The following is a 12,037-nucleotide window of genomic DNA, read 5'->3' on the forward strand; positions in this document are numbered from 1 at the left end:
ACCTTCCCTAAGCAGGCACCTTCGCGGCGGCGGCTTCGGCGGCCCCTTCTGAAGCGGCCGGGGCGGCCGGGTCTGCCTCGCGGTCGGGCGCGAGCGGGTCGGTCACCGTGCCGGTCTCTTCATCGAGCAGCCCCTGCGCCAGCCTGGTCACCGCTGCGGGGACCGGCGGCGCCAGGTCGGCCACGGCGCGGAGACCGGACAGGACGTCGTCGGGTCGTACGGCAGGCGTCACGTGCCGAACAACCAGCCGCAGTATCGCACAGGGCCGGTCGCTCGGCCTATCGGCCGCCGCACCTGGCGTTTCCACCCGGGCCAGCCGCACCACCGCGGAGCGGGCGTCGAACGTGCGGACGCCGTTCTTGGTCTGGCGCTGCACCTCGACGGTCTCGGCGCCGTCGAAGGCCGCGACCGCCCGGTCCGCCTCGGCCGGGTCCACGCCGTCCAGGCGCAGTTCCCAGACGGAGGCCGTCAGCCGGTCGGCGAGTCCCGGGGTACGGGCCTCGACCGCGTCGACGATGTCGAGGCCGGTGGGCATCGACTCGTCGAGGAGACCGCGCAGCCGCTCCGGGTCACGGGGCGCGGTGAGCGCGATCTCCAGGTACTCCGCCTCACTGGCCGTGCCGGTGGGCGCGGCGTTGGCGTAGGACACTCTGGGGTGCGGAGTGAACCCGGCCGAGTACGCCATCGGCACCTCGGCGCGGCGCAGCGCGCGCTCGAAGGCGCGCTGGAAGTCACGGTGGCTGGTGAACCGGAGGCGGCCACGCTTGGTGTAGCGCAGTCGGATGCGCTGCACCGTGGGTGCGGGCGGCGGGCCTTCGGGCTGTCGCTTGCCCAGTTTCGTTCAGTCCTTCGTGAGAGCGGCTCTGCCGCTTCCGAGCGTACGTCTCCCAGGGTACGTGTCCCGGGCCGTGGCGGCTCCTCCCGGTCCAGGACGGCGCGAAGCGCCCCCGGCGGCGTGCCGGGGGCGCTTCGCGGGTGGCGGTGCCGGTGGTCAGGGCTCAGGACCAGGCGGCGGCGCCCCGCAGCAGGTGGTGGTCGGAGAGCGGGGGGCTGGAGCAGCCGGCCGCGTCACCGTGCTCGTCGCGGAAGTGCCGGTCGCTCACGAAGATGTAGTCGATCTTCTTGGCGTCGGTGGTGTCCTCGCACTGGCCGTCCACGGTGTTCTCCCCCGTGCGGCAGGTGCTCTGCCCGGCGCAGCGGGCGGCGAAGTGGTCCTTGTCGGTGTCGTCGACCTCGCGGAAGGGGCCGGTGCCCTGGTCGCTGTCGTACAGCCAGCGCAGGGGTGCGGCGGTGGGCGTCATGTTGAAGTCGCCGCCGAGGACGACGGGCATGGTGCGGGTGGCCGGTTCCAGCTTCTGGTAGATCTGGTGCGTCTGCTCCTCCGGGGTCTTCCCGCGCCAGTCGAGGTGGGTGTCGCAGGCGCGGACGGTACGGCCCCGCACCTGTGCGTCGACGCAGAGCAGGCCCCGCTGCTCGTCGGCCACGGCCGGGTCGTTGTAGAGCATCGTCATGGTCCGGTTGGCGACCGCCGCGGCGCTGCCCTTGACCAGCATGGCGAGGCCGAAGCGCTGGTCGCTGCCCCACTGGGTGCAGTTGCCGATACCGCTGAGGGTGGCGCCCCACACGGCGGTGTAGGGGGTGCCGGAGCGGTCGGCCAGGCCGTCCCTCAGCAGGGCGTACTGGCCGTAGCAGACCTCCTGGAGCATGACCACGTCGGCGTCCCAGTAGTCCACGGCGTGGACGATCTGGTCGCGCCAGGCGTTCTTCCCGGCCGTGTCGTTGCCGGGTTTGGTGGGACAGCCGGCGGCGGCGCCGCAGACGTTGTAGCTGACGAAGCGCGGCGCGGGCCAGTCCGTGGACGGGGTGTCGGCATGTGCGGCGGTTCCTTGCAGGGCCGTGCCGAGCAGCAGGGCCGCCGTTGCCGCGGGCGCCAGCAGGCGGCGCAGGAGGGCGAGGGGTCTCATGGTGTGATCATCCTTGTGTGGGGCGGGGTCGTCGGTCCTGACGGGCCGTGACCGGGAGCGGTCAGGCGAGGTCGCTGCGGTACCAGTTCCAGCTGCCCGTGTCGTCGCTGTCCCAGGAGAGGACCGGTGGCTTGAACGCGGGTCCGGTGCTGGAGAGTTTCCACAGGCCGGTGCGGTTGGTGCCGTCCGTGTGCTGTCCGTAGTTGTAGAGCACCGCGACATCCGCCCTGCCGTCGCCGTCGAAGTCGCCCGTGGTGAGCTTGGCGGAGCCGGCGCTCCAGCTGTCCGAGCCGGAGTCCCACTTGCGCAGCGGGTCGCTGAAGCCGGCGCCGGTGCTGGCGAAGGTCCACCAGGCGGATCTGTTGCTCCCGTCGGCCGCCTGCCCGTTGTCGTAGAAGACGCCGATGTCGGCCTTGCCGTCGCCGGTGTAGTCACCGGAGGTCAGCTTGGAACGGTCCCAGTTCCAGCTCTTCACCTCCGACTCGGTGTTGTCCCACTTGCGCAGCGGAGCGTTGAACCCGCCGCCCGTGCTGGTCAGCGTCCACAGCGTGGTCCGGTTGCTGCCGTCGCTCTGCTCACCGTTGTCGTACAGCACCGCGACATCCGCCTTGCCGTCCCCGGTGAAGTCACCCGCCGTCACCTTCGAACGGTCCCAGTTCCAGCTCCCGCTGCCCGCGTCGACGTTGTCCCACTTCTTCACCGGCTTCCCGAACCCGCTGCCCGTGCTCGTGAACGTCCACAGGCTGGTGCGGTTGCCGCCGTCGCTCTGCTCGCCGTTGTTGTACAGCACACCGACGTCCGTCCTGCCGTCACCGTTGAAGTCACCCGAGGTGACCTTGGAACGGTCCCAGTTCCAGCTCCCGCTGCCCGCGTCGACGTTGTCCCACTTCTTCACCGGCTTCCCGAACCCGCTGCCCGTGCTCGTGAACGTCCACAGGCTGGTGCGGTTGCCGCCGTCGCTCTGCTGACCGTTGTTGTAGAGGACGGCGATGTCGTCCTTGCCGTCGCCGTCGAAGTCGCCCGTGGTCACCCGCGAGCGGTCCCAGTTCCAGCTGCCGCTGCCCGCGTCGACGTTGTCCCACGCCTTCACCGGCTTGCCGAAGCCCGTCCCGTTGCTGGTCAGGGTCCACAGGCTGGTGCGGTTGGTGCCGTCACTCTGCTGACCGTTGTTGTAGAGGACGGCGATGTCGGCCTTGCCGTCGCCGTCGAAGTCGCCGGTGGTCTGGGAGGCGGTGGCCCGGTTCGCGACGAAGAAGCTGGTGGCGCCGGAGCGGGGGCCGGTCTGTCCGGCGTCGTTCACGGCGGCGACGGTGAGCGCGTGGGGCCCGTCGGGCAGTACGGCGGTGTCCAGCGTCACCGCGTAGGACGGGCCGGACCCGGTGGCGGTGCCGACCAGGACGCCGTCGACGTAGAAGGACGCCCGGGTCGGGGTGCCGACCGTGTCGGTGACGGAGGCGGTCAGCCGGACGGAGCCGGTGAGGACCGATCCTCCCGCCGGTGCGGTGACCCGGGAGACGGGCGGGGTCGGCGAGGGGTAGGGGTCGGCGTGGTCGGAGCCGAGGTGGTACTTGAGGCCGCACTTCGGCCAGGCACCCTCGCCCTGGTCGGCGAGGACCTTCTCGCCGATGAGTATCTGTTCCTTCTTGGTGGCCAGGTCCGCCCGGGGGGCGTAGGCGGTGCCGCCGTAGGCCGCCCAGGTCTGCGGGCTGAACTGGATTCCGCCGTAATAGCCGTTGCCGGTGTTGGCGCTCCAGTCGCCGCTGGACTCACAGTCGGCGACCTTGTCCCAGGTGCTGACCGAGGCGGCTCGTGCGGGGCCGGGGAAGGCCAGGACGGTGCCGCCCGCCAGGGCGGCCACGGCGGTCAGGGCGGCCAGGGCCGCGTGCGGGCGTACGGATCGGGACGGCATCGGGATTCCTCACAAGGGTCGGATGTGCGGGAGGGATGCCGCGTGGGCGGCGGGAGCGGGTCCCGCCGCCCACGCGGGTGGCCGATGCCGTCAGGCGAGCTTGCTGTTCTCCCAGTTCCAGCTGGTGAAGTTCTTGCTGTCGAAGGCGAGGGTCGGGTTGTTGAAGGCGGGGCCGGTGCTGGTGAACTTCCACAGGCCGGTCCGGTTGCTGCCGTCGTCCTGCTGGCCGTAGCCGTACAGGACGCCGATGTCGCTCTTGCCGTCACCGTCGAAGTCGCCGGAGGTGAGCTTGCTGGTGGCGGTGTTCCAGCTGTCGGAGCCGGAGTCCCACTTGCGCAGCGGGTTGCTGAAGCCGGCGCCGGTGCTGGCGAAGGTCCACAGGGCGGACTTGTTGCGGGAGTCCTCGGTCTGGCCGTTGTTGTAGAGGATCCCGATGTCGGCCTTGCCGTCGCCGGTGTAGTCGCCGGAGGTCAGCTTGGAGCGGTCCCAGTTCCAGCTCTTCACGTCCGACTCGGTGTTGTCCCACTTGCGCAGCGGAGCGTTGAACCCGCCGCCCGTGCTGGTCAGCGTCCACAACGTGGTCCGGTTGCTGCCGTCGCTCTGCTCACCGTTGTCGTACAGCACCGCGACATCCGCCTTGCCGTCCCCGGTGAAGTCACCCGCCGTCACCTTCGAACGGTCCCAGTTCCAGCTCCCGCTGCCCGCGTCGACGTTGTCCCACTTCTTCACCGGCTTCCCGAACCCGCTGCCCGTGCTCGTGAACGTCCACAGGCTGGTGCGGTTGCCGCCGTCGCTCTGCTGACCGTTGTTGTACAGCACGCCGACGTCCGTCTTGCCGTCGCCGTTGAAGTCACCCGAGGTGACCTTGGAGCGGTTCCAGTTCCAGCTGCCGCTGCCCGCGTCGATGTTGTCCCAGACCTTCACCGGCTTGTTGAAGCCCGTCCCGTTGCTGGTCAGGGTCCACAGGCTGGTGCGGTTGCTGCCGTCACTCTGCTCGCCGTTGTTGTACAGCACGCCGACGTCCGTCTTGCCGTCACCGTTGAAGTCACCCGAGGTGACCTTGGAGCGGTCCCAGTTCCAGCTGCCGCTGCCCGCGTCGATGTTGTCCCAGACCTTCACCGGCTTGTCGAAGCCCGAGCCGTTGCTGAGGTAGGTCCACAGGCCGACGTGGTTGGTGCCGTCGCTGGTCTGGCCGTAGTCGTACAGCACGCCCACGTCCGACTTGCCGTCACCGTTGAAGTCGGCGTCGAAGGTCGAGCCCGAGTCGCCGTTGGAGGTGATGATCTGGGCGCGGTCGCCACCGGTGTTGCCCTGGGTGTCGGTGACCTCGACGGAGAGGGTGTGCTTGCCGTCCGGCACCCGGCTGGTGTCGAGGGAGTAGGTGTACGGCGCGGTGCTGCGGGTGGCGATCTTCTCGCCGTCCAGGTAGTACTCGACGGTCTTGATGCCGTAGGTGCCGGCGGTGACGGATGCGGAGAGGGAGGCGACACCGGTCACCGAGGTGCCGGGCAGGCCCTTCAGGGAGACCTTCGGCGGGGTGGCCTTCTGGATCACCGGGGAGATGTAGCCGCTGATGGTCTGGCCCCAGGGCGCGTCGCCGACGGCGTAGTGGATGGTGCTGTTGGTGCTGACCAGGCCCTCGGAGCTGGTGGCGTGGCCCTGGTTCCCGCCGGTGATGGTGACGGTGCCGTTGCTGACGCCCGTGACCATCGCCACGTGCTGGGCCCAGCCGTTGGAGTAGCCGTAGACGACGGCGTCGCCGACATGCGGGGTACTGGATTTCGTCCCGTACTTCAGGCCGTACTGGTAGAAACTCGCGGCGGCATCGGTGAGCATTCCCATACCGGAGACATCGTGGTGGGCCCACACCCAGCCGACGAAGTCGGCGCACCACGCCTGCGACTGGCCGCCGTGCCCGTCGCAGCTGTTGCTCTGGCTCAGGCCGTCGTCGTAACCGCCGTGGGCGCACGGCCCGTTGCCGTTCTCGGCAGTGGCCGTGGCGGCCATCTGCTCTTGGGGCGTGCCGGCGGCCTGGGCCGGGACACCCGCGAGACCCGTGATGACGGTCGCGGCGACCAGGGCACCGAGAGCGGACAGCGCGCGGCGGTTGGCCTTCGCGTACACAGACATGGATTTCCTCCGTTTTCGGGCACGGCTGAGCCGCGCCGCGGCGTGAAAGGGCGTGGAAGAGCACGGAAGGACGTGGACGGGCGTGGGAGGGTGTGGAAAATCAGGGAGACCGTGAAAGGTGTGCGGGAGAAGCGGGGGCCGCTCCGCTCAGGTGCCATCGGGCTCGCCCATCCGGTGCCTGGCACCGGATGGGTGCCTCACAGGTGTGCCGGTCCGGTCTTCCGCGCGGGCGGGCACCTGCGCCGTGTGCGGGCCGTCACCCGTGGAAGCACTTCGACGCGCTTCGTCGCGCGTCCCGCCGCCGTCCTGCGGCGCCTCCAGCGGCGGACCTACTGCCAGCCGAGGTCGTCCTGCGTGTCCATGGCCGTCCGGGCGCTGTGCGCACCGAGGATCTGGGCGGGCCCGGCCGGAGCGGCGGTGTACTGGCCGAAGAGGACGGCACCCAGAGCGAGAAGGGCGGTGGCGGCGACCTGGCTCATACGTATGTGCATGGCGTGCATGACTCTTTCCCCTGAGAAGCGATGACACGAGTGCGGGCGGTGCGGTCCGCCTGAGGATGCGGGGCCCTGGGCCCGTGGGCCGCGTCCCTCGGCTTCGGTCATCAGCTTCTCCGCTGCTCAGCGGCTGGAGAAGGGCTGGAGGCTGGCCCCAATCGGCCATGGCCCCTTCCGTCCAGGCCCGGTCGCGCCGTCCTCAGCCGGGGCCGGAGGGGAACAGCAGCCGCTCGTAGTACGGCGCCACGAAGGCGGCGCCCGAGCTCACCGCTTCCCACCCGCGCAGCTCCGGCGCGTCGGCGAGCGCGCGCCGGCACACCTCCAGCGCGCGCGCCTCGGCCTCTTCCAGGGAACCGGCCAGCACGAAGAGGGCCAAGACGGGGTGGGGCAGCGCGTCGGGGTGCGCACGGACGTGTTCGACGCCGTCGGCCGGGCTCGCCGCGGCGAGCACCAGTTGGGCGACACCGTCCGGGAGGACGGCTCCGTCCGCGCCTCCCAGACGCGTATGGATCAAGTACATGGTGCCGAACATCACAAGCCGCAAGCCCTTGCCGCCAGAGCAATCAGGTGGCCGGTTTCGTCCTTTGCCGCTTTGGTCCATGAATCTGTACAGAGACTGAACAACTATTCCATGGCACGATCACGAAGTTCACGGGAAAGGCAAGTGACCGAAGGGGGTGGGGATGCGACCCGTTCTGGGCTTGGATCCCGTCGCGGAGTCCGTATACAGGGAAATGCTGGCCCATCCGCTGGAGGGCGTCGCGGCGCTCGCCGAGCGGACCGGACACGCGGTGGAAGACGTACGGGAAGCCTGTGACCGGCTGAGCGAACTGACCCTGGTCCAGCCGTCCGGCGAACACGACGGGCGGCTGCGCGCCATCGCCCCGGACCTCGGCATGGAGGTCCTGATCGCGCGCCAGCAGGCGGAGCTGGCCGCGCAGCAGGCCCAGTTGGAGGCCTCACGCGCCGCGGCCGTCCGCCTGATCGCCGAGCACGCCGAACTCAACCGCGCCCAGGACCCCGGCGCGGAGCAGCTCAACGGCCTGGACGCGGTCCGGGACCGGGTCGCCCTGCTGAGCAGGTCCGTGCGGAAAGAGGTGCTGACCTTCGCACCCGACGGCGCGCAGACCGCGGCGAACATGGAGGCGTCCCGGCCGCTCAACCGCGAGGTCCTCGAACGCGACGTGGTCATGCGGACCGTCTACCTGGACAGCCTGCGCAACCACCAGCCCACGGTGGACCACGCGAACTGGCTGACCGCTCACGGCGCCCAGGTCCGCACCGTGCCGGCGCTGCCCACCCGCATGATCATCATCGACCGGACCACCGCCGTCCTGCCGGTCAGCAGCGCGGACACCGCGTCCGGCGCCGTGATCCTCACCGGACAGGGCACGCTCACCGCGCTGTGCGCACTCTTCGAGGGCATCTGGCACGCCGCGCGACCGCTGGGCGAGGTCCTGGTCCGCGACGGCCACGGCCTGACCCGCCAGGAGAGCACCACGATCAAGCTCCTCGCCCAGGGCCACACCGACGAGGCCATCGCCAAACGGCTGGGCGTCTCCCAGCGCACCGCCCGCCGGGTCGCCACCGACCTCATGGAGCGCCTGAACGCGCGCAGCCGGTTCGAGGCGGGGGTCCGGGCGGTCCAGCGCGGCTGGCTGCCGAGCCAGTGCGACTGAGCTGCCGTCCCGCCGAGCCCCGGGCACCCAGCAGAAAGGTTCCGCCCGGGGTGCCGGAGAGGCTGGCGCGGTGCCGCGAGTACGTCCCGAGACCTTCGCGGCCCTGCTCGGCTCGCTGTCCCCGCACCGCATGGGCCGCCCCGAGGCGATCGCCGCGGCGATCGCCTCCCTGGCGATGGCTGAGGCCACCTCGTCCTCCGCGGCGTCCACCACGGCCTCAGCGATGCGCCGCGGTGACCCGGTCGCCCTCCGCTTCCCCGCCTCAGCCCGCCACAGTGCTGTTCTTCACCGTCAGCGGCAGCAGCTTCTTGCCCGTCGGGCCGATCTGGATGCTGGTGTCCATCGCCGGGCACACGCCGCAGTCGAAGCAGGGCGTCCAGCGGCAGTCCTCGACCTCGGTCTCGTCGAGGGCGTCCTGCCAGTCCTCCCAGAGCCAGTCCTTGTCGAGGCCGGAGTCGAGGTGGTCCCAGGGCAGGACCTCCTCGTAGGAGCGCTCGCGGGTGGTGTACCAGTCGACGTCGACGCCGTAGGGGGCCAGGGCCTTGGCGGCGCAGTTCATCCAGCGGTCGTAGGAGAAGTGCTCGCGCCAGCCGTCGAAGCGGCCGCCGTCCTCGTAGACCGCGCGGATCACCGCGCCGGTGCGGCGGTCGCCGCGGGAGAGCAGGCCCTCGATGATGCCGGGCTTGCCGTCGTGGTAGCGGAAGCCGATGGAGCGGCCGTACTTCTTGTCGCCGCGGATCTTGTCCCGGAGCTTCTGCAGGCGGGCGTCGGTCTCCTCGGCGCTCAGCTGCGGCGCCCACTGGAAGGGGGTGTGCGGCTTGGGCACGAACCCGCCGATGGAGACCGTGCAGCGGATGTCGCCCGAGCCGGAGACCTCGCGGCCCTTGGCGATGACGTGGGTCGCCATGTCGGCGATCTGGAGCACGTCCTCGTCGGTCTCGGTGGGCAGGCCGCACATGAAGTACAGCTTGACCTGGCGCCAGCCGTTGCCGTACGCGGTGGCGACCGTGCGGATCAGGTCGTCCTCGGAGACCATCTTGTTGATGACCTTGCGCATCCGCTCGGAGCCGCCCTCGGGGGCGAAGGTCAGACCGGAGCGGCGGCCGTTGCGCGTCAGCTCGTCGGCCAGGTCGACGTTGAAGGCGTCCACGCGGGTGGAGGGCAGGGACAGGCCGATCTTGTCGTCCGTGTAGCGGTCGGCCAGGCCCTTGGCGATGTCGCCGATCTCGCTGTGGTCCGCGGAGGACAGGGAGAGCAGGCCGACCTCCTCGAAGCCGGTCGCCTTCAGGCCCTTCTCGACCATCTCGCCGATGCCGGTGATGGAGCGCTCGCGCACCGGGCGGGTGATCATGCCGGCCTGGCAGAACCGGCAGCCGCGGGTGCAGCCGCGGAAGATCTCCACCGACATGCGCTCGTGCACCGTCTCGGCGAGCGGGACCAGCGGCTGCTTGGGGTAGGGCCACTCGTCCAGGTCCATCACGGTGTGCTTGGACACCCGCCAGGGCACACCGGAGCGGTTGGGCACGACACGGGCGATCCGGCCGTCGGGGAGGTACTCGACGTCATAGAAGCCGGGGACGTAGACCCCGCCGGTCTTCGCCAGGCGCAGCAGCACCTCCTCCCGGCCCCCGGGGCGCCCCTCGGCCTTCCAGGCGCGGACGATCTCGGTGATCTCCAGGACCGCCTGCTCGCCGTCGCCGATGACCGCGCAGTCGATGAAGTCGGCGATCGGCTCGGGGTTGAAGGCCGCGTGGCCGCCGGCCACCACGATCGGGTCGTCGACCGTGCGGTCGCGGGCCTCCAGCGGGATGCCGGCCAGGTCGAGGGCGGTGAGCATGTTGGTGTAGCCCAGCTCCGTGGAGAAGGACAGGCCGAACACGTCGAACGCCTTCACCGGGCGGTGGCTGTCCACGGTGAACTGCGGGACGCCGTGCTCCCGCATCAGCGCCTCCAGGTCCGGCCACACGCTGTAGGTGCGCTCGGCGAGGACGCCCGGCCGCTCGTTCAGCACCTCGTAGAGGATCATGACGCCCTGGTTGGGCAGGCCGACCTCGTACGCGTCCGGGTACATGAGCGCCCAGCGGACGTCGCACTCGTCCCAGCTCTTGACGGTGGAGTTGAGCTCGCCGCCCACGTACTGGATCGGCTTCTGCACATGCGGGAGCAAGGCTTCGAGCTGCGGGAAAACCGACTCGACGGTCATCGCGGGAACTTTCGTCAGCTGACAGGGGTGACCATCTAGCCTAACCCGGTCGGCGGCCTGTCCCGAACGGCCGCAGCCGCGCCCGCAGCCGGGACAGCTCCGCCTCCAGCACGGCCGCGCGGTGCTCCTCGCGCCCGTACAGCAGCCCGTAGGTGAAGGAGCTCTCCCGGGCCGCCTGCGCCTGCCCGGCCAGCTCGCGCAGGGCGCGGCGGGCCAGCACGCCGTCCTGGTGGTCGCCGAGCAGCGTCTGGAGGGCCTTGGCGTCCGCGCCCGGCGGCCCGGCCGCCGCGCCGAGGGCCCCGGCGGCGGTCTCGGCCGCGTAGCGGGTGCGCTTGGCCTGCTTGCGGGCCTCGTGCAGGGCGAGGTCGCGGGCGGGTCCGGGCGGCAGGGCGAGCGCCCGGTCGAGGGCGGCGGCCAGCCGGGCGTGTTCCTCGCCGAGGGCCCGGCCCAGCACCTCGGCCGGGTCGCCGCCGGCCGCGGGCCGCAGCGGCGGCCGGGCGGTGAGGGCGTCCAGCGCGTCGAGCAGGGCCAGGTACCGGCCGCCGTCCAGGACGGCCAGCACCCGGCTGCGGGCGCCCGCGCGGCGGCTCGCGGACCACAGCCGCAGCCGGGTGCGGACCGGCCCGGTCACCAGGGACTCGGGCAGCGCGCCGAGGGCGGCGGTGAGGCGTTCGGCGAGGACCTCGTGGTCGCGGTCGAGGCCGAGTTCCCCGGCGAGCCACTTCAGTTCGGCGGCGAGCGGGGCGGTGGCGGCGCGGTCCAGGACCCGGCCGTGGGTGCGCAGGGCGCTGCGCAGCCGGCGGGTGGCGACGCGCATGCGGTGCACGGAGTCGGGCAGATCGCGGCGGACCGCCGGGTCGAGGGCGACGACGACGTCCCGCTGGGCGCGCAGCCGGGCGAGGACGTGGTCGCCCGCGGTGACCGGCCAGGCGGGCGGTCCGGGCAGCGGGCGGTGGCCGGGCGGGGCCGTCTCCGCCAGGGCGCGGGCGGCCTTGGAGGGGGCGTCCGAGCGCCGTACGCCCGCCGCGCGCAGCCGGTCGTCCAGCAGGTCGAGGAGGGCGGGGTCGCCGTCCTCGGCGAGTTCCACCTCGATCTCGGTCCAGCGGGCCGTGGCGGAGCGGTCGTCGTGGCCGCCGCGGGTGTGCGCGGTGCCGGTCGTGCCGGTCAGCCGGTCGGCCCGTACGGTGTCCACGCTCAGCTCGGCGAGCAGCGTGCCGCGGGCGTCGAGCAGGTGGTGGACGGCGCGGGTGGAGCGCAGCCGGAGCACGGGGCGCAGCGCGGCGCCGCGGACCCGGGAGCGGAGCAGGGCGGCGAGGGCGGGCGGCACCTCGTCGGAGAGCGGGGCCTGGATCTCGTCGCGTACGTCGGGGGCGACCGGGATCTTCAGGTGCCAGCCCGCGTCGGTGCCGCCGGTGCGGCGGCGCAGCGTGAGTCCGGCGGCGGCCAGGCGTTCGTCGGCGGTGTCGTAGTGGACGGCGTCGAGGGCGGCGGTGCCCCGGTCGGCGACGGCGGCGACCGGACCGACGCCGGTGAGGTCCGGCAGTCGGCCCGTACCGGACTCGTACTTCCGCTCGATCTCGCGCCGGACGGCCGCCATGCACCGAATGTAGTGGTCCCCGCCGCCGGGGGCGCCTCCTGCGCACGGATCCGGTGCGCAG

The 12,037-nt window shown here is 71.6% G+C and carries 9 protein-coding genes; 1 reads left to right on the forward strand and 8 read right to left on the reverse strand.

Features of this window, described 5'->3' with window-relative positions; genetic code table 11:
* Positions 1-7: 7 nt before the first annotated feature.
* From R4Z62_RS10480 to R4Z62_RS10505, 6 genes are all read right to left on the reverse strand, one after another.
* Positions 8-793: a TIGR03936 family radical SAM-associated protein gene (locus tag R4Z62_RS10480; RefSeq protein WP_355475612.1), complete on the reverse strand. Its 786-nt coding sequence runs from the start codon at positions 791-793 to the stop codon at positions 8-10.
* A 205-nt stretch (positions 794-998) separates the two neighbouring features.
* Positions 999-1,964 (reverse strand): endonuclease/exonuclease/phosphatase family protein, encoded by a 966-nt coding sequence (locus tag R4Z62_RS10485; RefSeq protein WP_491519651.1) that lies wholly within the window; start codon positions 1,962-1,964, stop codon positions 999-1,001.
* Positions 1,965-2,025: 61 nt separating this feature from the next.
* Entirely contained in the window at positions 2,026-3,873 is a 1,848-nt protein-coding gene (locus tag R4Z62_RS10490) for a transglycosylase family protein (RefSeq protein ID WP_491519652.1), read from the reverse strand.
* Between the two features lie 90 nt (positions 3,874-3,963).
* The gene (locus tag R4Z62_RS10495; protein ID WP_491519653.1) at positions 3,964-6,003 is read right to left on the reverse strand and encodes an FG-GAP-like repeat-containing protein; all 2,040 of its coding nucleotides are present in this window, start codon (positions 6,001-6,003) and stop codon (positions 3,964-3,966) included.
* Between the two features lie 329 nt (positions 6,004-6,332).
* Positions 6,333-6,494 (reverse strand): hypothetical protein, encoded by a 162-nt coding sequence (locus R4Z62_RS10500; RefSeq protein ID WP_385490376.1) that lies wholly within the window; start codon positions 6,492-6,494, stop codon positions 6,333-6,335.
* 202 nt (positions 6,495-6,696) lie between these two features.
* Positions 6,697-7,017, reverse strand: coding sequence for a hypothetical protein (locus R4Z62_RS10505; protein ID WP_491519654.1), 321 nt, complete (start codon positions 7,015-7,017; stop codon positions 6,697-6,699).
* Positions 7,018-7,180: 163 nt separating this feature from the next.
* Between R4Z62_RS10505 and R4Z62_RS10510 the strand changes: the two genes are divergently transcribed.
* Positions 7,181-8,176 (forward strand): LuxR C-terminal-related transcriptional regulator, encoded by a 996-nt coding sequence (locus tag R4Z62_RS10510; protein WP_355485042.1) that lies wholly within the window; start codon positions 7,181-7,183, stop codon positions 8,174-8,176.
* Positions 8,177-8,438: 262 nt separating this feature from the next.
* On the opposite strand, the gene R4Z62_RS10515 is transcribed toward R4Z62_RS10510, so the two are convergent.
* Together R4Z62_RS10515 and R4Z62_RS10520 are read right to left on the reverse strand one after the other, a co-directional pair.
* Positions 8,439-10,379 carry a TIGR03960 family B12-binding radical SAM protein gene (locus R4Z62_RS10515; RefSeq protein ID WP_355485040.1) on the reverse strand — a complete coding sequence of 647 codons (1,941 nt, stop codon included), beginning with the start codon at positions 10,377-10,379 and terminating at the stop codon, positions 8,439-8,441.
* 40 nt (positions 10,380-10,419) lie between these two features.
* A complete protein-coding gene (locus tag R4Z62_RS10520) occupies positions 10,420-11,976 on the reverse strand; it encodes a CYTH and CHAD domain-containing protein (protein ID WP_491519655.1) in 1,557 nt (518 codons plus the stop codon).
* Between the last annotated feature and the right edge of the window lie 61 nt (positions 11,977-12,037).

The organism is Streptomyces sp. PL-25 (assembly GCF_058344915.1).

Bases quoted from the DNA above. Each gene is read 5' to 3' on its own strand.
- R4Z62_RS10500 (WP_385490376.1), bottom strand. From the start codon at position 6,494: ATGCACATACGTATGAGCCAGGTCGCCGCCACCGCCCTTCTCGCTCTG.
- R4Z62_RS10515 (WP_355485040.1), bottom strand. From the start codon at position 10,379: ATGACCGTCGAGTCGGTTTTCCCGCAGCTCGAAGCCTTGCTCCCGCAT.
- R4Z62_RS10505 (WP_491519654.1), bottom strand. From the start codon at position 7,017: ATGTACTTGATCCATACGCGTCTGGGAGGCGCGGACGGAGCCGTCCTC.
- R4Z62_RS10495 (WP_491519653.1), bottom strand. From the start codon at position 6,003: ATGTCTGTGTACGCGAAGGCCAACCGCCGCGCGCTGTCCGCTCTCGGT.
- R4Z62_RS10490 (WP_491519652.1), bottom strand. From the start codon at position 3,873: ATGCCGTCCCGATCCGTACGCCCGCACGCGGCCCTGGCCGCCCTGACC.
- R4Z62_RS10510 (WP_355485042.1), top strand. From the start codon at position 7,181: ATGCGACCCGTTCTGGGCTTGGATCCCGTCGCGGAGTCCGTATACAGG.
- R4Z62_RS10520 (WP_491519655.1), bottom strand. From the start codon at position 11,976: ATGGCGGCCGTCCGGCGCGAGATCGAGCGGAAGTACGAGTCCGGTACG.
- R4Z62_RS10485 (WP_491519651.1), bottom strand. From the start codon at position 1,964: ATGAGACCCCTCGCCCTCCTGCGCCGCCTGCTGGCGCCCGCGGCAACG.